This is a genomic window from Pseudomonas fluorescens (assembly GCF_019212185.1).
In the GTDB taxonomy this organism is placed as follows: domain Bacteria; phylum Pseudomonadota; class Gammaproteobacteria; order Pseudomonadales; family Pseudomonadaceae; genus Aquipseudomonas.
In genome coordinates, this window is the sequence record NZ_CP078138.1 from 1,876,446 (window position 1) to 1,896,930 (window position 20,485).

22 protein-coding genes are annotated in these 20,485 nt (G+C 61.9%); 8 read left to right on the top strand and 14 right to left on the bottom strand.

Annotation, left to right across the window (positions count from 1 at the left end; all coding sequences use genetic code 11):
* Positions 1-46 precede the first annotated feature (46 nt).
* From KW062_RS08300 to KW062_RS08325, 6 genes are all read right to left on the bottom strand, one after another.
* Positions 47-1,384 (bottom strand): sensor histidine kinase, encoded by a 1,338-nt coding sequence (locus tag KW062_RS08300; protein WP_027620965.1) that lies wholly within the window; start codon positions 1,382-1,384, stop codon positions 47-49.
* A 66-nt stretch (positions 1,385-1,450) separates the two neighbouring features.
* A complete protein-coding gene (locus tag KW062_RS08305; protein WP_027620966.1) occupies positions 1,451-1,894 on the bottom strand; it encodes an LTXXQ domain protein in 444 nt (147 codons plus the stop codon).
* A 121-nt stretch (positions 1,895-2,015) separates the two neighbouring features.
* A complete protein-coding gene (locus KW062_RS08310) occupies positions 2,016-2,693 on the bottom strand; it encodes a response regulator transcription factor (protein WP_027620967.1) in 678 nt (225 codons plus the stop codon).
* Positions 2,694-2,700: 7 nt separating this feature from the next.
* On the bottom strand, positions 2,701-3,087 hold the full coding sequence (locus KW062_RS08315; protein WP_105754340.1) for a translation initiation factor 2: 387 nt from the start codon (positions 3,085-3,087) through the stop codon (positions 2,701-2,703).
* 105 nt (positions 3,088-3,192) lie between these two features.
* Complete coding sequence (locus tag KW062_RS08320; RefSeq protein ID WP_027620969.1) at positions 3,193-3,492, bottom strand: YciI family protein; 300 nt, start codon at positions 3,490-3,492, stop codon at positions 3,193-3,195.
* 1 nt (position 3,493) lies between these two features.
* Positions 3,494-4,090 carry a septation protein A gene (locus KW062_RS08325; RefSeq protein WP_105754341.1) on the bottom strand — a complete coding sequence of 199 codons (597 nt, stop codon included), beginning with the start codon at positions 4,088-4,090 and terminating at the stop codon, positions 3,494-3,496.
* Positions 4,091-4,176: 86 nt separating this feature from the next.
* Between KW062_RS08325 and KW062_RS08330 the strand changes: the two genes are divergently transcribed.
* From KW062_RS08330 to KW062_RS08355, 6 genes are all read left to right on the top strand, one after another.
* The gene (locus KW062_RS08330; RefSeq protein WP_027620971.1) at positions 4,177-5,040 is read left to right on the top strand and encodes a PHP domain-containing protein; all 864 of its coding nucleotides are present in this window, start codon (positions 4,177-4,179) and stop codon (positions 5,038-5,040) included.
* Between the two features lie 13 nt (positions 5,041-5,053).
* Complete coding sequence (locus KW062_RS08335) at positions 5,054-5,683, top strand: L-threonylcarbamoyladenylate synthase (RefSeq protein ID WP_033866515.1); 630 nt, start codon at positions 5,054-5,056, stop codon at positions 5,681-5,683.
* 120 nt (positions 5,684-5,803) lie between these two features.
* Positions 5,804-6,502: a segregation and condensation protein A gene (locus KW062_RS08340; RefSeq protein ID WP_177433250.1), complete on the top strand. Its 699-nt coding sequence runs from the start codon at positions 5,804-5,806 to the stop codon at positions 6,500-6,502.
* A 12-nt stretch (positions 6,503-6,514) separates the two neighbouring features.
* Complete coding sequence (scpB, locus tag KW062_RS08345; protein ID WP_105754343.1) at positions 6,515-7,510, top strand: SMC-Scp complex subunit ScpB; 996 nt, start codon at positions 6,515-6,517, stop codon at positions 7,508-7,510.
* 171 nt (positions 7,511-7,681) lie between these two features.
* Positions 7,682-8,914, top strand: coding sequence for a 23S rRNA pseudouridine(2605) synthase RluB (gene rluB, locus KW062_RS08350; RefSeq protein ID WP_027620975.1), 1,233 nt, complete (start codon positions 7,682-7,684; stop codon positions 8,912-8,914).
* Between the two features lie 779 nt (positions 8,915-9,693).
* Positions 9,694-11,112, top strand: coding sequence for an amino acid permease (locus tag KW062_RS08355; RefSeq protein WP_105754344.1), 1,419 nt, complete (start codon positions 9,694-9,696; stop codon positions 11,110-11,112).
* A gap of 49 nt (positions 11,113-11,161) precedes the next feature.
* On the opposite strand, the gene KW062_RS08360 is transcribed toward KW062_RS08355, so the two are convergent.
* Both KW062_RS08360 and KW062_RS08365 read right to left on the bottom strand, forming a co-directional pair.
* On the bottom strand, positions 11,162-12,037 hold the full coding sequence (locus KW062_RS08360) for a DUF2950 domain-containing protein (protein WP_027620977.1): 876 nt from the start codon (positions 12,035-12,037) through the stop codon (positions 11,162-11,164).
* A gap of 38 nt (positions 12,038-12,075) precedes the next feature.
* Complete coding sequence (locus tag KW062_RS08365) at positions 12,076-13,623, bottom strand: DUF3300 domain-containing protein (RefSeq protein ID WP_105754345.1); 1,548 nt, start codon at positions 13,621-13,623, stop codon at positions 12,076-12,078.
* Between the two features lie 205 nt (positions 13,624-13,828).
* Between KW062_RS08365 and arfB the strand changes: the two genes are divergently transcribed.
* Positions 13,829-14,242: an alternative ribosome rescue aminoacyl-tRNA hydrolase ArfB gene (gene arfB, locus KW062_RS08370; protein WP_105754346.1), complete on the top strand. Its 414-nt coding sequence runs from the start codon at positions 13,829-13,831 to the stop codon at positions 14,240-14,242.
* On the opposite strand, the gene KW062_RS08375 is transcribed toward arfB, so the two are convergent.
* The 6 genes from KW062_RS08375 to phhA form a co-directional block, all read right to left on the bottom strand.
* Positions 14,239-15,429 carry an MFS transporter gene (locus KW062_RS08375; RefSeq protein WP_105754347.1) on the bottom strand — a complete coding sequence of 397 codons (1,191 nt, stop codon included), beginning with the start codon at positions 15,427-15,429 and terminating at the stop codon, positions 14,239-14,241. The genes arfB and KW062_RS08375 overlap by 4 nt on opposite strands.
* A 98-nt stretch (positions 15,430-15,527) precedes the next feature.
* On the bottom strand, positions 15,528-15,710 hold the full coding sequence (locus KW062_RS08380; RefSeq protein ID WP_027620981.1) for a hypothetical protein: 183 nt from the start codon (positions 15,708-15,710) through the stop codon (positions 15,528-15,530).
* A 73-nt stretch (positions 15,711-15,783) separates the two neighbouring features.
* Positions 15,784-15,915, bottom strand: coding sequence for a hypothetical protein (locus tag KW062_RS28845; RefSeq protein WP_256350907.1), 132 nt, complete (start codon positions 15,913-15,915; stop codon positions 15,784-15,786).
* Between the two features lie 188 nt (positions 15,916-16,103).
* Positions 16,104-17,297 (bottom strand): amino acid aminotransferase, encoded by a 1,194-nt coding sequence (locus KW062_RS08385; RefSeq protein WP_027620982.1) that lies wholly within the window; start codon positions 17,295-17,297, stop codon positions 16,104-16,106.
* Positions 17,297-17,653 carry a 4a-hydroxytetrahydrobiopterin dehydratase gene (locus tag KW062_RS08390; RefSeq protein ID WP_027620983.1) on the bottom strand — a complete coding sequence of 119 codons (357 nt, stop codon included), beginning with the start codon at positions 17,651-17,653 and terminating at the stop codon, positions 17,297-17,299. Before KW062_RS08390 ends, KW062_RS08385 begins: the two co-directional genes overlap by 1 nt.
* A gap of 70 nt (positions 17,654-17,723) precedes the next feature.
* Positions 17,724-18,515: a phenylalanine 4-monooxygenase gene (gene phhA, locus KW062_RS08395; RefSeq protein WP_027620984.1), complete on the bottom strand. Its 792-nt coding sequence runs from the start codon at positions 18,513-18,515 to the stop codon at positions 17,724-17,726.
* A gap of 279 nt (positions 18,516-18,794) precedes the next feature.
* On the opposite strand from phhA, the gene KW062_RS08400 reads away from it, so the two are divergent.
* A complete protein-coding gene (locus KW062_RS08400; protein WP_027620985.1) occupies positions 18,795-20,354 on the top strand; it encodes a sigma-54-dependent phenylalanine hydroxylase transcriptional regulator PhhR in 1,560 nt (519 codons plus the stop codon).
* Positions 20,355-20,485 lie beyond the last annotated feature (131 nt).

The window sequence follows — 20,485 nt, forward strand, 5'->3', positions numbered from 1 at the left end:
GAGCGTGTGAACCGAGAAAGTCCCCTTCGGGCGAAGACTCCCTCGGCTACCCCACTACCCCCGGCGCCAACGGCAACTCCAGACTGGCGATAAACCCGCCCTCAGGATGATTGCCCAGCACCAGACTGCCGCCATGACGCTCCGCAGCACGCCGTGCGATGGCCAAACCCAGGCCATGCCCGGCGGCGCTCTGGCCGGGGGCGCGGAAGAACGGCTCGCCCAGTTGCGCCAGATGTTGCTCCTCAACCCCGGGACCGTGATCGCGCACGCTGATAACGATGCGTTCGCCCTGGCGCAAGGCCAGGACTTCGATAGCCTGGCCCGGCGGGTTGAAGCGCTGGGCGTTGCGCAGCAGGTTATCGAGGGCGCGCTCGAGCATGGTCGGCCAGCCTTTGAGGTGCAGTTGCTGTTCGGCCTGGAGCTCGATCTGTTGTTCCGGTGACGCCATGCCGGCATCTTTTTGCGCCGCGCTCAGCAGCGCATTCAAATCCACCTCTTCGGCACTGGCGTTATCGGCGTCGACCCGTGCCAACACCAGAATTTCACTGATCAGTGCTTCCAGGCGGTCGCACTCGCGGGTCAGGCGTGGCCAGAGTTTTTCTCGCTCTTCGGGGCCGGCGCGCTCGGCCAGGGCCAGGGCGATACGCAAGCGCGCCAGAGGTGAGCGCAGTTCATGGGAAACGTCGCGCAGCAGTTGTCGCTGGCTGCCGATCAGGCTCTGCAGGCGCGCGCCCATGCGGTTGAAGTCGTTGGCCAGCACGCCAAATTCGTCGCGGCGGTTGGCCAGGCGCGCCAGGCTGTTCTGTTGGTAGGTGGTTTGCCCAAGGTCGTGCACGGCACCGCGCAAACGGCTCAGCGGACGGGTGATGGACAGCGTCACCAGCAGGCTGAACAGGGTCAACACCACCAGCGCGATGCCCAGCGCACTCAAGGGCCAGAGCAGGCTTTCGCGGTGCCAGGCGTCAAGTTCCGGGTGCGGGATGCGGTAGATCAGCAGGTAGGTTTCGCCGGTTTTCGGGCTGGTGTACTCATCGGTCAGACGCCGCCACGGCAGGTGCCGGTCATTGCTGTCGTTCTGCCTGGCTTCAAAGGCTGCGGCACGCTTGGGGAAGGTGCCGCGCACCACCGGGTCGCCGCTTTCGTTAAGCACCTGGACGTCGATGTGATAACGCCGTTTGCGTTTTTCCAGCAACGCCTGCGCGGCGTCTTCGCCGTTTTCCTCGTAGCGCTCGGTCCATTGTTGCGCCAGGGTATTGAGGCCGGGATGGCGGCTGAGAATCCAGGCGTCCTGATTGAGCATGTGCCCCATCAGGATCGACAGCCCTGCAACCAGAGCGATGGCCAGCCAGAAACTGGCAAGGATGCGCCAGAACAATGAACGCACGGGAAGCCCTCAAACAAGGAAAGCCCAATGGCGTTGGCCATTGGGCTGGGGAGTAGCGCCTGGTGATTATTGCGCTTTTTGCGGTTGCTGGGCTTTCCAGGCCTGGAACTGCTGCCATTCGGCCTTGCGTTCGGCGCGTTGTTTCTGGATCTCGTCGAACTTCTTCTGCTGGTCAGGCTTGAGCTGGGCGCGGACGTCGGCCTCGGCTTTCTGCTTACTGGAAGCCATTTCGTCTTGCATGGCCTTCTGTTCGGCTGGCGGCAGTTTTTCCAGGTACTTGTCGACCAGTTGTTTACGGTCGTGCATCTGCTCGCCCATGATTTTGCGGATCTGCTCGCGCTGTTCGCGGCTCAGGTCGAGTTGGCTGTACGGGCCTTTACCGTGCTCGTGCATCTGACCGCCGTGACGCGGGCCGTCCATCGGACCCATCGGTCCCTGGCCTTCAGGCATGGCCATGGCGACGGTTGGCAGGGCTGCAGCGAACATCAGAGCGATAAGAGTCTTGCGCATGGTGTATCTCCTTGTCTCGTTCCCGGTGTGTTCCGGATGAGTTCAGATTACCGGGATCAAGGTCAGCCGCCGTCAGCGAAGCGTAAAGCTTGGGTAAAGACGTTCAGCATCGAAGCTGACATCAGAGGCTGTAATAATACCCACGGCTGCGCAAAGCAACGATCCGCGGACGCCCATCCGGATGCGGGCCGATCTTCTTGCGCAGGTTGCTGACGTGCATGTCGAGGCTGCGGTCGTACAGGGTCAGTTTGCGACCCAGGGCGATCTGCGCCAATTCCTGCTTATCCAGCGGTTCGCCCGGTTGCTTGAGCAAGGCCTCGAGCAGGCGGCTTTCGGAAACGGTCAGGGTGAATTCCTGCTCGTCGATGCTGACCACGCCGCGCACCGGGCTGAAACACAGGTCGCCCAGTTCCATCTGGCTCGGGGCAGCCGCCGGATGACTGCGGCGCAACACCGCTCGCAAGCGCGCGGTCAGTTCACGGGGATCGCAGGGTTTGGCCAGGTAATCGTCGGCACCCAGTTCCAGGCCGAGAATCCGGTCCAGCGGTTCGCCGCGGGCCGAGAGCATCAGCACCGGCAAGTCGGGATGGTCGTTGCGCAGCTGCTTGAGCAGTTCCAGGCCGCTGCCGTCGGGCAGCATCACGTCAAGCACCACGGCCGCCGGCGCCGAATCGGCCAGCGCACGCCGCGCGCTGTTGCCATCGTGGCAAGCCCGGACCACAAAGCCTTCCTGGCTCAACCAGCTCCCCAGCAGCTCACACAGCTCCTGGTCATCATCAATCAGTAACAGCTCGCTCATGACTCACTCAATTTAGCCATTGTCGACGTCGACGGTGTCCGCCACTGGCAAAGATACCGCAGAGCAGGGCCAATAGCGCGACTCCCGCACCGGCGACGAACCATTGTTGCTGCTCGGTCAGCCAGCGTGGCGAAGTACTGGCCTGGGCCTCGCGCAGTTGCAGCTTGAGACGCTGGTTTTCCTGGCGCAGACGGCTCAGCACGGCGCTCTCACGCGCGCTATCGGCAGTCTGCAGTTGTTGAAGCAGCGTTTCGCGTTGTTGCTCGCTGTCCTTCAAGCGCTGCTGCAATTCGGAAATCTGCCGTTCGGCGGCGGGATCAGGCACCTGATCAGCCTGGGCAAGGCTTCCCATCGATAACGTGAGCAACAGCAAGCACAGCTGACCTTGGCGCATCGCAACTCCTGATTCCAAACGAGTGTTGGGCAGGTTGTCGGCCGTTATACGAGAAGGATGAGCAATGGAGTGCGCGATGAACCGAAGGTTCACCGCGCAGGTCAATCAAGGCAGGACTTGCTTGAACGGCTTGACGATCACGTTGGCGTACACGCCGGCGGCGATGTAGGGGTCGGCATCGGCCCAGCTCTTGGCGGCTTCGAGGGAGGCGAATTCGGCGACGATCAGGCTGCCGGTGAAGCCAGCGGCGCCCGGGTCATTGCTGTCTACCGCCGGGTGTGGACCGGCCAGTACCACGCGGCCTTCGGCCTTGAGCTGTTGCAGGCGCTCGATGTGGGCAGGGCGTGCAGCCAGGCGGGCATCCAGGGAGTTGGCGACGTCTGTGGCAATGATTGCGTAAAGCATGTCAGTCCTCGGTTTTTGGCGTAGTGGTGTCGGCGTCGTGCAGGTGGCGCGACAGGTAGATGCCCTGGGCCACCAGGAACAGTACGGTCATGCCCAGGCTGCCGAAGACCTTGAAGTCGACCCAGATGCTCTGGAAGGTGAACGCGACGAACAGGTTAGCCGCGCCGCAGAACAGGAAGAAGCCGATCCAGGCGATGTTCAGGCGGGTCCAGACGGCCTCCGGCAGGGTCAGGGCATGGCCCATGATGCGCTTGATCAGCAGTTGCCCGCCGATGAAGTGGCTGCCGATGAAGGCCAGGGCGAACAGCCAGTTGACCACCGGGGCCTTCCATTTGAGGAAGGTTTCGCTGTGGAAAGCCAGGGTCAGGCTACCGAAGACCAGGCAGGCGATCAGCGTCAGCCATTGGCTTTTTTCCAGTTTTCGCTGGGAAATGAACAGGGTGCCGTAGACCACCAGCGAGCTGACGATCAGCATCGCAGTGGCGCTGTAAATACCGCCTACAGTCAATGGATAACCGGCAACGTCGATGACCCGGGGGTCGATTTTGAAAACAATGAAAAACAGCAGCAGCGGGATGAAGTCGATGAATTGTTTCACAGTGGCAGCCAGAAGCAGGATGTGGCGGCATAATACCAAACATATTGGGTCGCGATAGCGCCAGCTGATTTGAGGTTACACATCCTGTGAATGTTGATTTGCACTGCCATAGCACGGCCTCCGATGGCGCCCTGGCGCCCGCGGTACTGGTGGCGCGGGCGTTCGAGAACGGCGTGCGAGTCCTGGCCCTGACCGACCACGACACCGTTGAAGGCCTGGCCGAGGCGCGAACCGCCGCACAGGCCTTGGGCATGCAACTGATCAACGGCGTCGAATTGTCCTGCACCTGGGGCGGCGCGACTATCCACGTGCTGGGCTATGGCTTCGACGTCAACGCGCCGGCTCTGGTCGAGGCCATTGCCAAGCTGCACGAGGGCCGCTGGCTGCGCTCCGAGGAAATCAGCCGCAAGCTCGCGCTCAAAGGCATGCCCGGGGCGCTGGAAGGCGCGCGGGCGATCCAGCAGGAACTCGGCGACAGTGGCAACGCTCCGGCCCGACCGCATTTTGCCGACTACCTGGTGCGCGCCGGTTTCGTCAAGGATCGCGCTGAAGCTTTCCGCAAGTGGCTGGGCGCCGGCAAGCTGGGGGATGTCAAGCAACACTGGCCGACCCTCGAAGAAACCGTCGGCACCCTGCGTGACGCCGGTGCCTGGGTCAGTCTGGCGCACCCCTGGCATTACGATTTCACCCGCAGCAAGCGTCGAAAGCTGATTGCCGACTATATTCAAGCAGGGGGGCAGGCGCTGGAGGTGGTCAATGGCTATCAACCGGCCGAGCAGGTCGGCAGCCTGGCCATCCTGGCACGTGAGTTCGGTCTGCTGGCGAGTGCCGGCAGTGATTTCCATGGCCCGGGAGGCTGGTCCGAGATTGGCGAATATCGCCCGGTCCCGGAGGATCTGCCACCGCTTTGGTGTCGATTCAAACATGACCCAATTATTGCCGCCGTCTGAACAGGTAGAGAATGTGAGTCAATTTTTCCAGATTCATCCGGAAAACCCGCAAGCGCGCCTGATTAAACAGGCTGTTGAAATCATCCGTTCGGGCGGGGTGGTGATCTATCCCACGGACTCTTCTTACGCCATTGGCTGCCAGATCGGCGACAAGACTGCCGTCGAGCGGGTGCGACGCTTGCGTGGGCTGGATGAGAAACACAATTTTGCGCTGATCTGCAGCGATCTGTCGCAACTTGGGGTGTTTGCCAAGATCGATACCGGAACCTTCCGGATCCTCAAGGCGCACTTGCCGGGGCCCTACACCTTCATTCTTAACGCCACTCGCGAAGTCCCGCGCCTGTTGCTGCACCCGAAGAAACGCACCATCGGCCTGCGGGTGCCCAGCCATCCGATCGCCCTGGCGCTGCTCGCTCAATTGGGTGAGCCGCTGATGAGCGTGACCCTGATCATGCCCGGCGACACCGACCCGTTGAGCGATCCCTACGAAATGCGCCAATTGCTCGAGCACCAGGTCGACCTGATCATTGACGGCGGTTTCGGCGGCATCAAGGCCTCCACCGTGATCAATCTGGCGGACGGTGATCCAGAGGTGATTCGCGTCGGTTGCGGCGATCCGACTCCATTTATGGTCGAGGCCTGAGTGTCGGTGGTGGAGACCGTCGACAGCCAGGCGGGCGCACAGCAGGAACTGCCATTTGCCATGGTCTATGGCCAGGCCGTGCTGGAGATGCCGCAGGACCTCTACATCCCGCCGGATGCCCTGGAAGTCTTCCTTGAGGCCTTCGAGGGCCCGCTCGACTTGCTGCTGTATCTGATCCGCAAACAGAACATCAACATTCTCGACATCCCGGTGGCGGAAATTACCCGGCAGTACATGGGCTATGTCGAGCTGATGCAGTCGGTGCGCCTGGAACTGGCCGCCGAGTACCTGGTGATGGCGGCGATGCTGGCCGAAATCAAATCCCGCATGTTGCTTCCGCGTTCGGCGGAAATCGAAGCGGAAGAAGAGGACCCGCGCGCCGAACTGATTCGTCGCCTGCAGGAATATGAACGCTTCAAGGCCGCCGCCGAGGGCATTGATGGCCTGAGTCGGGTCGGTCGCGATGTGATTGTGCCCAAGCTCGATGCGCCCCAGGCGCAGGCGCGCAAGTTGCTGCCGGATGTGCGGCTGAGCGAATTGCTGCTGTCGATGGCTGAGGTGCTGCGCCGTGGCGACATGTTTGAAAGCCATCAGGTCAGCCGCGAAGCACTCTCGACCCGCGAGCGCATGAGCGATGTGCTGGAACGGCTCAAGGGCGGTGGTTTTGTGCCCTTTGTCGAGCTGTTCACCGCCGAGGAGGGCCGCCTCGGGGTGGTCGTGACCTTTATGGCGATCCTCGAACTGGTCAAGGAATCTCTGGTCGAGCTGGTGCAGAATGAGCCCTTTGCCGCCATCCACGTGCGGGCGCGAGCCGAATAACGAGCAAAATCCATGAATTTGAGTGAACCCCGCGAGCTGGCGCCCTTGCTTGAAGCCTTTCTGTTGGCCTCGGGAAAGCCGCAATCGATGGAACGTCTGTTCGAGCTGTTCGAGGAGGCTGAGCGCCCGGAACCGGCGGTGTTCAAGAAAGCACTGACGATCCTCGAAAAGTCCTGTGATGGCCGCGCCTTTGAACTCAAGGAGGTGGCGTCCGGCTACCGCTTGCAGATCCGCGAAAAGTTTGCACCCTGGGTCGGCCGTCTCTGGGAGGAGCGCCCGCAGCGTTACTCCCGGGCGATGCTGGAGACCATGGCGCTAATCGCCTATCGCCAACCGATCACCCGGGGCGAGATCGAGGACGTGCGCGGCGTGGCGGTCAACAGCAACATCGTCAAGACCTTGCTGGAGCGCGAGTGGATCCGGGTCGTCGGCTACCGTGAAGTGCCCGGCCGACCGGCGATGTTTGCCACCACCAAGGCGTTTCTTGACCACTTCAACCTGAAAAACCTCGACGACCTGCCATCGCTGGCTGAACTGCGTGAGCTGGAACCGGAACCGATGCTCGAGTTCGAAGATGCGCCGGTGCCACCTGGCCTGCAGGAACTGGCCGACGCCAGCGCCGAGCCGGAAGAGCCGAAGGACGAAACCAGCTTCCATAGCCTGTTGCTGGAACTGGACTCGATGGAGGAGGGGATCAAGACCGACTTCGACGACCTGTTGCGTGACGGCGAGCCTGGCGGGGTGCAGGAGGCCGGCAAGGTCACCGAGCCTGCTGAAGCTGAAGCCGAAGCCGAAGCCGAAGCCGAAGCTGAAGCCGAAGCCGAGCCGGTCGAGGTGCCGCCGCAAGAGGACACGCTCGGCGTTGCCGAGGCTCGCGAGAAACTCCTGGCGGCAGTGGCGGCTCTGGAGCCGCCCGCAGCGCAGCCGGAAATGAGCGACGAAGAGGCCGAGGCCCTGGCCCTGGCTGAAGCGATCGAGGCCGAACGCCGGCAATTCGAAGACGACTGATTCGCCACCGGTCGGCGGAAAAAGCGCTGGCCGACCGTTTATCCGCTAGTCTCTGATGCGCAAGTCGCGCCATGCGCGTATGATTCGCGACCCTTTGGCGTTCTCTTCGCCAGAGACCAGCTTTCAACTCTTCAGGCCAGGCCTGAACAGATCACACCGGGAGGTGCCCAGATGAGTATCAAAGATCAGCAAGACGACCAGGAAATCGGCCCAGCAGGCGAAAAACTGCAGAAAGTCCTCGCCCGTATCGGCGTTGGCTCGCGCCGTGACGTAGAGGCGTGGATCAGCCACGGCCGAATCAAGGTCAACGGCAAGGACGCGACCCTCGGTCTGCGTGTCGACATGCACGACGCCATCACCATCGACGGCAAGGTCATCAAGCGCGAAGAAGCGGCCGAATCGGTCCGCCGCGTGATCATGTACAACAAGCCCGACGGCGAAATCTGCACCCGTGACGACCCGGAAGGCCGTCCGACCGTGTTCGACAAGATGCCGCGCCCGAAAGAAGGCCGCTGGATCAACATCGGTCGCCTCGACATCAACACCACCGGCTTGCTGATGTTCACCACCGACGGTGAACTGGCCAACCGCTTGATGCACCCTTCCTACGAGATGGACCGTGAATACGCGGTGCGTGTGCGTGGCGAAGTCGACGACGAGATGATCGAGCGCCTGAAGGCGGGCGTTGTCCTCGAAGACGGCCCGGCCCGGTTCACCGACATCAAGCAGGCGCCGGGCGGCGAAGGTTTCAACCACTGGTACCACTGCGTGGTCATGGAAGGTCGTAACCGCGAAGTACGCCGTCTGTGGGAATCCCAGGGCCTGGTGGTCAGCCGCTTGAAGCGAGTGCGTTTCGGTCCGGTGTTCCTCAACTCCGACCTGCCAATGGGCCGCTGGCGCGAAATGAGCCAGTACGAAGTCGACGTACTGAGCGCCGAAGTCGGTCTGACGCCGGTTGCCATGCCGCAACTGAACGCCAAGAGCAAGGACAAGCTGGAGCGTATGCAGCGTAAATCCTCGCGTCCGGTGGGCAAGAGCGAGCGCGTGCGCACTTTGCGCCCGGCGACCGCCGCGCCAGCCACCGGTCCGCGTCCGGCCCGTGAACCGCAGATCGAAGGCGAGCGTCCAGCCCGCAAGCCGGCAGCCCGTCAAGATGGCGAGCGCGGCCCGCGTACGCCGCGTCCGGCCAACGGTCGCACCGAGCGTGGCGAAGGCCGTGGCGCTCCAGCCGGTCGTGGTACGCCGGTTGCTGATCGTCCAGCCGACACCAAGCGCCCGGCCAAGCCGGCGCCGAAGCGTCCTGGGATCAAGCTGGTAGAAGGCGACAAGCCTTCGGGCAAGCGCCGCGGCGCACCGGCCGGTTCCGGCCAGCGTCCGGGCTTTGGTCGTCGCAAGCCAGAGTAAGAGCCGGCTTGCCGGCGAAGCTCCTCAATGAAAACGCCAACCCTCAGGGTTGGCGTTTTTTTTGGCTTGGTTTTTTGCAGGTGTAGGTCTTGAGGCCGCTGCTCGCGATGGCGTCATCAGCCACACTGGAAACCCCACCTTACGCCCTGTAAAGAAATCCTGACAAAATCCACTGATTTATCCCCTGAATCGCCTTATCTCCAATGGCTGTAAGAAAATTCTTCCATCGTGCCACCCTCCACATCAGCCGCCACCCCTCTAGCCCGCTTGTTTCGCCCACCCAGACAAGGTCAGATGCGCCCCATGCCTGTCGTGCAGGTGGATAACAAGAAGGAGGCGCTATGTACGCCGTGAGTCATCTTCATCTCTCTTCGTGGGGCGATTTTTCCGTTTCCCCCGTCACTGACCAGCAAAGGTCTGACCTCATTTTTGCAGCCGTCCGAGTCAATCGGGACGGACACAGGCAATCCCGGCCCACGCCACGCTGATTCAGCGAGGTCTGGCGGCAGGGGGTTACAGGTGTACAATGCGCCGCGTTTTAACTGTGACCCCCCGCGTAATCGCGCAAACCTCAAGGCTACCCGCCTTGTTCACTCCGTCGCGTCACGAGCGTGTCGGGTTCGATTTCGTCACAGATAAAAACAAACAGGTGACGCATGACTGTTGTAAATACGCTGAACTCCTGGTGCCTGCGCTGGGGTTTGATCGGCGCTGCTGGAGCCTGATCCGGACAGCAACGTCGTAACGAACATCATCAAACCTTGCGTGAGACCGTTTTCATGAGTGGACAAAACTCGCATTCAGGCGAGCTGAAGCGCGGCCTGAAAAATCGTCATATTCAATTGATCGCCCTCGGTGGCGCGATCGGCACCGGCTTGTTCCTCGGCTCTGCCGGGGTCCTGAAGTCCGCCGGCCCGTCGATGATCCTCGGCTACGCCATCTGCGGCTTCATCGCCTTCATGATCATGCGCCAGTTGGGCGAAATGATCGTTGAAGAGCCAGTGGCCGGTTCGTTCAGCCACTTTGCCCACAAGTACTGGGGCGGATTTGCCGGCTTCCTGTCGGGCTGGAACTGCTGGATCCTGTACATCCTGGTGGGCATGTCGGAGCTGACGGCAGTCGGCAAGTACGTGCACTACTGGTGGCCGGAAATCCCGACCTGGGTCTCGGCAGCCGCCTTCTTCCTGCTGATCAACGCGATCAACCTGGCCAACGTCAAAGTCTTTGGCGAGGCTGAGTTCTGGTTCGCGATCATCAAGGTAGTGGCCATCGTCGGCATGATCGGCCTGGGCAGCTACCTGCTGGTCAGCGGTAACGGCGGCCCGCAAGCGGCGGTCAGCAACCTGTGGGAGCACGGTGGTTTCTTCCCGAATGGTGTCAGTGGTCTGGTAATGGCCATGGCGATCATCATGTTCTCCTTCGGCGGTCTGGAAATGCTTGGCTTCACCGCCGCAGAAGCTGATAAGCCGAAGACTGTGATCCCGAAAGCGATCAATCAGGTGATCTACCGGATCCTGATTTTCTACATCGGCGCCCTGGTGATCCTGCTGTCGCTGACCCCATGGGACAGCCTGCTGACCACCCTGAACGCCTCCGGCGATGCCTACAGCGGCAGCCCGTTCGTCCAGGTGTTCTCGATGCTGGGCAGCAACACCGCTGCGCATATCCTCAACTTCGTGGTCCTGACCGCAGCGTTGTCGGTGTACAACAGCGGCACCTACTGCAACAGCCGCATGCTGCTGGGCATGGCCGAGCAGGGCGATGCGCCTCGCAGCCTGGCGAAGATCGACAAGCGTGGCGTGCCGGTGCGTTCGATCCTGGCGTCAGCGGCCGTGACCCTGGTCGCGGTGCTGCTGAACTACCTGATCCCGCAGCACGCGCTGGAACTGCTGATGTCGCTGGTAGTGGCAACGCTGGTGATCAACTGGGCGATGATCAGCTTCTCGCACTTCAAGTTCCGCCAGCACATGAACCGCACCAAACAGACGCCGCTGTTCAAGGCACTGTGGTACCCGTACGGCAACTACGTCTGCCTGGCGTTCGTGGTGTTCATCCTCGGCATCATGCTGATGATCCCGGGGATCCAGATCTCGGTGTACGCGATTCCGGTGTGGATCCTGTTCATGTGGGTCTGCTACGGCATCAAGAACAAGCGCAGTGCACAGCAGGTACTCAACGCGGCGCCTGTCGCGGAGTAAGTTGCTGCTGTAAACATGACAAACCCGGCTAATGCCGGGTTTGTCGTTTCTATTGCTGATCCTCCGTCACCACCGTCCAACTGTCATCCGGATCGAAGCGCTTCATCGCCAGCGCCTGTTTCTCGCTGTCCGGTCCCAGGTCTTTCTCGAACACTTCACCCTCGTGGCTGATCATGAAACTCATGACGCCGGTGTCGTCGTATTTCAGCGGCCAGGCGATGAGGGCGAAGCCGCGGCTCATCTTGTCGCCGATCAGGTAGCTGTAGGCGCCGCCCGGTGCCGAGGGGCCCTGGGCGTCGAGGATGCGGAAGCGATAGCCGTGCCAGCCTTCGCCGGCGATGGTCTTGCCGAACTCGGGGCCGAGCGGGCTGATCTGGCCACTTTTGTCCTCGGCCCAATAGAGGCCGTCGTGGGTGCCAGGGGTGCTGTAGATGTTCTGCGCATATTCCAATGCGCCGTCTCCGTCGCGATCGGCTGACGCGTAGTCCATTTGGGCGTCGTGGTAGGCCAGCACTGATTGCACCGCGTCCAGTTCGTTGCGACCAATGCGCCGGGCGCGGACTTCGGCACCGCCGGCCTTGAGGTCGAAGCGCCAGCCGTTGGCGCCCTTGACCATGGGGATCGGCAGGGTCCAGTTGTTCGGGCCGACGGCCAGCACGGCCTTGTTGTCGCCGGATTTCTCGATGTGATGCTGCTCGCGATACTGCTGCAAGAACGCTTCCACGTCCTTGCGCTGGTTGCCGGCGCGGGGGATGTAGGTGCGCCAGTCTTCCCCCAGCAGTTCGATCAGGCGCTGCTGATCAGCCTGGTGGGTGCCCAGGGCATCGACGAACGCCTGGGCGGCTTTCTCGGGTGTGGGAAATGACTGCTGCGCCGCTGCCACGCACGACCAGGCCAGGCCTGCGGTGATGGTCAGGGCCTGCAGGAGCCGACTGATGGGCGCCTTGGTTCGAGGATGCTTGTTCAACGGCGGCCCCCTCCGGAACGTGATGGTGGCCGGGACGGCCGACTGACTTGATGGCCGGCCGAGCGCGCGGCAGTCGGGCGCTGGGCGGAGACCTGGCTGGCGCGACCGCGATTGGCTTGCAGGTTGGTCCGGGAAGGCGAGCGCGCGCCGGCGAACACGTTGTTGCTGGCGCTGCCTCGGCTGGCGGTTGGGCGCTGGCTGGTGGTCTGTCGGGCTTGCTCGCGCCGCTGACTGGCCTGGGCGGTCTGTTTGCGCGGTTGCTGGTTGGCGTGGGCAGCTTGATTGCGCGGTTGCGGGTTGTCCCGAGTGTTTCTCGCGGTGTTCTGGCTCCTGTCTGCCGCTCTCGGCCGTTCTGCACCCGGTTGCATGCGGTTGTTGACCGAGCCCGAGGAGCGGGCCTCGCGCATTTGTTCGCGAGCTTGCAGGTTACTGGTGGCCGGGCGTTCGATGCCGGCACGGTCCATGGAGGTGCGCGCCTTTTCGCGGGCCTGGGCGCGCTGGGCATTGTCACCGCGATAGGCGTCGCGTTGAGTGGCGCCGTTCAACTGCCGACCGTACTGCTCGCGGCTGCGGGTATCGCGATAGGGTACGCCGTTGCGGTGTACCGGGTTGTGCTGCCATTTCTGTGAATTGTTGTTGAACTGGTTGTTGCGATTGATCTGATTGTTGCGGTTGATGTTGTTGTAGCGATCGACATCGATGTCGACATCGTTATCGTCCCAGTCACACTCGCCCCACAAGGAACCGATGATCGCCACCCCGGTGCCGAACGCCAGCCCGGCCATCAGGGCCTGGCCAGGGTAGTACGCCGGGGGCGGTGGATAGTAGGCGGGCGGTGACGCGGGGTAGGCCCAGGTGCCGTAGGTGGTGGTCGGGTTGTAGGTGGGCACGTACACCACCTGCGGATCGGCGGGTTGGATGATTATGGTCGATGGGCTGGACGTCGCTGCCGGCGCTGGCGCTGAAGCCGCAGCTGGCGCAGCCGCCTTGGGCGCCGCGGCCGGTGCCGCGACGTTCTGGATGGTTACGTTCTGGTACTGGTTGCTTTGCAGATTGCCGGCAGCCTGGGCCTGATGGCGCAAGCGTTGCACGGCATTCATCACGTCATCCGGTTGGGCGAGGAAGGCATCACCCAGGCGTTGCACCCAGACCGGGTCCTGGCCCAGGGTGACCAGCACCTGGGGAAAGGCTACCAATGCCTGCACGCTCGGGTCCCAGGGCTGCTCCGCTACTTGCTTGACCGCGTCGTCGCCCTTGGCATCCGGGTGAGCCTTGGACCAGGTGACCGCCTCGGCCACTTCACCGGGGTAGGTCACCGCCATCAGCAATTGAGCCAGTAGCGGATCGGGATACAGCGCGATGGGCGCGATCATTTGATCCAGTTGTTCCTGATTGAACACCGGGTCCTTGGCGGGCGCCGTTGCAGGCGCTACAGCGACCGTACTGGCAGGCACAGCGGCTGGCGCATCTGCCGCCTGCGCTGCACCAAAGGAACCACCGAGAACAAGCACAGCCGACATCGCATAGATAAATGGAATGCGCATTGCAACTCCATGGGGTCAGTGGATCAGTGTCAGCGCAAACTGGCGTTGAACGGCGCATTTAGCCGCTGCAAAGACGTTGCCTAACTAGCGTAGCAAACATCCGGTTTTTGCCACGCGCTGCAGGATGAAACCCTGAGACAATAGTCAAACGCTTGAATCCCATTCCTGGAGGGCGAGCGCTTTTTGACATGACTGCGAGACTGCAATGCTGGTGATTTCCAACAACGTGCATCTGTCCGATGCCGAGATCGAGTTGACGGCCATTCGTGCGCAAGGTGCGGGCGGGCAGAACGTCAACAAGGTCTCCAGCGCCGTGCACCTGCGCTTCGACATTTCGGCCTCATCACTGCCCGAGTTCTACAAGGACCGCTTGCTGGCGCTGCGCGACAGTCGGATCACCAGCGATGGCGTGATCATTATCAAGGCCCAGCAATATCGCACCCAGGAGCAGAACCGCGCGGACGCCCTCGAGCGTTTGACCGAACTGATCCTCGCTGCCACTAAGGTGGAAAAGAAACGCCGCCCGACCAAGCCGACCCTCGGCTCGAAGAAGCGTCGGCTCGACACCAAGAGCAAGCGTGGAAGCATCAAGGCCGGGCGTGGCAAGGTGGACTTCTAGCGCGCCTGGCGCTGCCGTGGAGCCTGGCGGTATAGATAGATGCTCAGCGCCAGTCCGCCCAGTGCGGCCAGCGCGGCGAACAGGAAGATCGTGGCAAAGCCGAATCCGGCGGCGATCGCGCCGGCCAGCGGCCCGGTGATCCCCAGCGACAAGTCGATGAACAGCGAGTAAGCGCCCACCGCCGCCCCCCGGCTGGAGGCGGGCACCAGGTTGACCGCTTCCACCCCCAGCGCCGGGAACACCAGCGAGAAACCGAAGCCGCTCAGCGCCGCACCTGCCAGCGCCCAGTGGGCATCCGGTGCCAGCCACAACAGCAGCAACCCCAGGGTTTCCACCGACAGGCAGGCAATCGCCACGCGAAAACCGCCGAGGCGGTTGATCAGATTGCCAAACAGCAGGCGTGCGCCGATAAAGCTGACGCCGAACAGGCTAAGGCAGAGCACTGCGTTGTCCCATTGGCGGGTCGCGTAGTACAGGGTGATGAAGGTGGCAATCGTGCCAAAACCGATAGAGCCCAATGCCAGCCCGCAGCCGTGGGGCAGGACCCGTACGAGTACATGCATGAACGGCAAGCGTTCACCGGCGACAATCGGCGCCGCGGTTTTCGGCCAGGCCAGCGTCAGGCCGAGCAGCGCCAGCAGGACGATACTGACGCCCATGCTCCACAGGCCGAACTGATGCACCAGCAGCACGCCCAAGGGGGCGCCGACCGCCAGTGCGCCATAGCTGGCGATGCCGTTCCAGGAGATCACCTTGGCGGTGTTCGCTGCGCCAACCCGGCCGATGCCCCAGCCAATCGACCCCGAGCCCACCAGACTCTCGGCGCTGCCAAGCACCAGCCGGCCGATCAGCAGGCAGCTCAGACTGAGCATCGGCAGGTGTTGGCTCCAGGCCGAAAGCAGCATGAATACGCCGCTCAAACCGCAACCGGCAAGGCCATAGATCACCGCCAATTTGCTGCCCTTGTTGTCGATGATGCGTCCGGCATAGGGGCGGCTGAGCAGAGTGGCGAGGTATTGCACGCTGATCACCAGGCCGGCGATCACTGCGCCAAAGCCCAGGTCGCTGTGCACATAGCCGGGTAGAACGGCCAGCGGAATGCCGATATTCAGGTAGCCGATAAAGGTAAACAGGACGATGGAGACGACTTGCAGCGTGACCGTGATGGGGCGCTGGGAATCTGGCATGGGGAGGTCCACGGGACAGCAGGATAGATAGGCTGCTTATGATACCGATGGTTGGGGGTGATCGGCAGGAGAATTTCGAGCCATCGGGTCTGGATCGATCAGGCGGGCTTGTCTGTGACCAGTTGGGTTGCAACCAGCGCGGCCAGGGCGTTTTCCCGGGTGCCGAAGCGGGCCAGGAGCAGGGCTTGTTTTTCCGGGCTCAGGCGGCTCCAGACGTCGATCATTTGTTGCGCGGCGTCGATCAGTACGCTGGCCTGGTGTTCATCGAAAGTATCGGTCATGGCGGGAGACTCAGTTTCAGGCAGTGTGGAAAGCGCATGAAAGAGCGCTTTCCACACGGTCTGGGTAGTGCGCTTACTCTTCGCTGTCGGCCTTGCGGCTACCAGTGGCTTCTTTCGGCTCGGGCTGTTGGGCACCGGCTTGTTGCGGGGTTGTCTGCTCAGTTTCGTGCAGGCTTGGGAAGGGGAGATTCGGGATCTCGTGCATGGTGATTGCTCCTCGCAAAGTCTGTTTTTTAAATCGCTGTGTAGAACCGCGCTGCTTAAAAAGCCTGGGCAGGATACAGCAGGGGAGATGACAAACAGACTTTTATCTCAACTTTCTGCGACAGATGGCCGCAGCGGGAAGGCGGGGAGGGGGGCGCAGGCTCCCCGATCAGGGGGAGCCCGGCTTTGTTACTTGCAGACGTCGGCAATCGCCTCGGCCAGCAGATCGAGGCGCGTGGCGTCGATTCCGGCGACGTTGGCGCGACCGGAACTGACCATGTACACGCTGTGTTGCTCACGCAGCTTTTTCACCTGCTCCGGACTCAGGCCGGTGTAGGAGAACATCCCGCGTTGCACGCCGATGTGGGCAAAGCGTTCACGCAAGCCGTGGGGCTCCAGCGCTTCCACCAGACCGCTACGCAATTGCGCGATACGCTGGCGCATGGCTTCCACTTCGTCGGCCCATTGCTGCTTCAGCTCCGGGTCGCCGAGGATGGTCGCCACCACTGCCGCGCCGTGATCCGGTGGTGTCGACCACAGATTGCGGGCGATGTGCGCCAGTTGGCTGCGCACATCGGTGAGCTTCTCGGCGTCCTTGGCGCAGACAATTAGCGCCCCGGTACGGTCGCGGTACAGGCCGAAGTTCTTCGAGCAGGAACTGGTGATCAGCAGCTCCGGCAGTTCGGCGGCAAACAACCGCACTGCCCAGGCATCCTGCTCCAAGCCATCGCCAAAGCCCTGGTAGGCAAAGTCGATCAGCGGCAGCAGCTCGCGGCTGCGGACCACGTCCAGCACTCGGCGCCAGTCATCGTGGGACAGGTCGAAACCGGTCGGGTTATGGCAGCAGGCATGCAGCAGGACGACGTCACCCTTGGGAATCAGGTTCAGGGTCGCCAGCATGGCCTCGACGTCCAGACGGTTGTCACTGCCCACGTAGGGGTAGTGGCTGACCTTGAGGCCGGCGGTGGCGTAGATGGTTTCGTGGATCGGCCAGGTCGGGTTGCTCAACCAGATGCCACGGCCCGGCAGGCACTGGGCAATGAAGTCGGCACTCAGGCGCAGTGCACCCGTGCCACCCGGGGTCTGGGTGGCGCCCGCACGTTTGCCGGCGATCAGTGGCGAATCGACACCCAACACTAGCTCATTGATTACCTTGCCAAACGCCGCGTCGCCGTGACCACCGATGTAGGTCTTGGTGGTCTGGCGATCGACCAGGCGCAGTTCGGCCTGCTTCACCGATTGCGGGATTGGCGTCAGGCCCTGGGCATCTTTATAGACGCCCACGCCGAGGTCGAACTTGCGCGGGTTGCTGTCTTGCGCATAGGCCTCCATCAGGCCGAGGATCGGATCGCCGGGCACCCGGCCGATGGCGTCGAAATGCATTACTTGCGGCCCTCGGCGTCCTTGGCCACTTCGTCAGTGCGCGCAGCCATGATGAAATCGTTGCGGTGCAGGCCCTTGATCGAGTGGCTCCACCAGGTCACGGTGACTTTGCCCCACTCGGTGAGCAGGCCTGGGTGGTGACCTTCGGCCTCGGAGATCTCACCCATCGCATTGGTGAACGCCAGGGCGAACTTGAAGTTCTTGAACAGGAATACTTTTTCCAGCTGCATGACGCCGTCGCGAACTTCGATGTTCCAGTCAGGGATCTGCTTGATCAGTACCGGCAGTTCTTCGTCGCTGACTTGTGGGGCATCGGCACGGCAGGCTTCGCAATGGGCTTGGTTCAGAGCAGTCATAGTGGTTTCCTGAATTCGATTTCTTGTTAGACGTTACTATTTTTTGCCGGGCGCCGCGACTGCGGCGACCTTATGCCGCCTTGGGTTTTGGCGGGAATTTTGGCGCGTGCAAGCCCAGCTGCATGCCTTTGTGGACCATGCCCATGATGTCTTCGTGGGCCAGGTCGAACAGGCGCTTGAGGTCGGGCAGGACAAAGTACAGCGGTTGCAGGATGTCGATGCGATACGGCGTGCGCATGGCTTCCAGCGGATCGAAGGCCTGGTGTTCCGGCTCGGCGGACAGGCTGTACACGGTTTCCTTGGGCGAGGAGAGAATGCCGCCGCCGTAGATCCGTTGACCCTCTGGCGTCTCGACGAGGCCGAACTCGATGGTCATCCAGTACAGGCGCGCCAGGTACACGCGCTCTTCCTTGCTGGCCTTGAGGCCGAGCTTGCCGTAGGTGTGGGTGAATTCGGCGAACCAGGGGTTGGTCAGCAGTGGGCAGTGGCCGAAAATCTCGTGGAAAATGTCCGGCTCTTGCAGGTAATCCAGCTCTTCGCGGGTACGAATGAAGGTCGCGACGGGAAACTGCTTGTTGGCCAGCAATTCGAAGAAGGTCTGGAACGGAATCAGCGCCGGTACCCGGGCGACCTGCCAGCCGGTGGTTTCACCGAGGACCTTGTTGATTTCATCGAGCTGGGGAATGCGGTCATGGGGCAGGCCGAGTTTTTCGATGCCTTCCATGTATTCCGGGCACGCACGGCCCTCGAGCACTTTCAATTGGCGAGTGATCAGCGTGTTCCACACCGCGTGTTCTTCAGCGGTGTAGTGGATAAAACCTTGCGCATCGGGCTCGCGGGCCACGTATTGCGTCTGCTTCATGCTGCTCTCCTGCAAAGGGATACATTCTTGTTATGTCCTGCTATGGACCTAGAAATACCTCGAAGCGTGCGACCTTGCAGCAGGTCTCAGCAGCGCTGCGTAGGAAATGTCCGTGGTTTTCGTAAAGTTTTCGTTACGAATGGGCGGCTATGGCGCAGTTACTGAGATTTTCAGCTGTGAAAAGCCCTGGGGCTGTCACATAATCTTGACGACTAACTTGTCGCGGCAGCAGAAAAAAGCCGCTCGCGCGCCGCTTTCCACCTCAGTTCGGGCCTTTTCATGCGTATCAAAGTCCATTGCCAGAATCGCATCGGCATCCTGCGCGACATCCTCAACCTGCTGGTGGAGTACGGGATCAACGTGGCCCGGGGCGAAGTGGGTGGCGAACATGGCAATGCGATCTACCTGCATTGCCCGAACCTGATCAACCTGCAGTTCCAGGCATTGCGCCCCAAGTTCGAAGCAATTGCCGGGGTCTTCGGCGTCAAGCGTGTCGGCCTGATGCCCAGCGAGCGTCGACACATGGAGCTGAATGCCTTGCTCGGTGCGCTGGAGTTCCCGGTGTTGTCGATCGACATGGGCGGCTCCATCGTCGCCGCCAACCGCGCGGCCGCGCAGCTGCTCGGGGTGCGGGTCGACGAGGTGCCGGGGATTCCGCTGTCGCGCTACGCCGAGGACTTCGACCTGCCGGAACTGGTGCGGGCCAACAAGTCGCGGATCAACGGCCTGCGGGTCAAGGTCAAGGGCGACGTGTTCCTCGCCGATATCGCGCCGTTGCAGTCCGAGCATGATGACAGCGAGGCCATGGCCGGGGCGGTGCTGACCCTGCACCGCGCCGATCGGGTCGGCGAGCGTATCTATAACGTGCGTAAGCAGGAGCTTCGGGGCTTCGACAGTATCTTCCAAAGCTCGAAAGTCATGGCCGCCGTGGTCCGCGAAGCACGGCGCATGGCGCCACTGGATGCGCCATTGTTGATCGAAGGCGAGACCGGCACCGGCAAGGAGTTGCTTGCGCGCGCCTGTCACCTGGCCAGCCCGCGCGGTCAGTCGCCGTTGATGGCGCTGAACTGCGCTGGCCTGCCGGAATCAATGGCCGAGACCGAGCTGTTCGGCTATGGCCCCGGTGCCTTCGAAGGAGCGCGGGCCGAGGGCAAGCTCGGGCTGCTGGAGTTGACGGCGGGCGGTACGCTGTTTCTCGACGGCGTGGGGGAAATGAGCCCGCGCTTGCAGGTGAAATTGCTGCGGTTCCTGCAGGACGGTTGCTTCCGCCGGGTCGGCAGTGACGAAGAGGTCTATCTGGATGTACGGGTGATCTGCGCCACCCAGGTCGATCTGTCCGAGCTGTGTGCCAGCGGCGAGTTCCGCCAGGACCTGTACCACCGTCTGAACGTGTTGTCGCTGCACATTCCGCCGCTGCGTGAATGCCTGGATGGCCTGACGCCGCTGGTCGAGCACTTCCTCGACCAGGCCAGCCGGCAGATCGGCTGCCCGTTGCCGAAGCTGGCGCCGGCGGCCATGGAGCGGCTCAGCCACTACCACTGGCCGGGTAATGTGCGACAACTGGAAAACGTACTGTTCCAGGCGGTATCACTCTGTGAAGGCGGCACGGTCAAGGCCGAACATATCCGCCTGCCGGACTACGGGGTGCGTCAACCTCTAGGGGATTTTTCCCTCGACGGTGGTCTCGACGAGATTGTCGGACGTTTCGAGAAAGCGGTGCTGGAACGCCTGTATTCCGAACATTCCAGCAGCCGATCATTGGGCAAACGCCTGGGGGTTTCCCACACCACCATTGCCAACAAGTTGCGCGAATATGAAATCGGCAAACTTGAGCGTTAACGCTGTAACGCAACTTTGTTAATGATAATTGTTTGCGAAATTTGTATTTGCCGTTTGAACTTTTCCTGACCTGCGACATGGAAATTGTCATCAGCGCGATCTAGGCTCCTTTCACTCATTGGCAGGAGCCT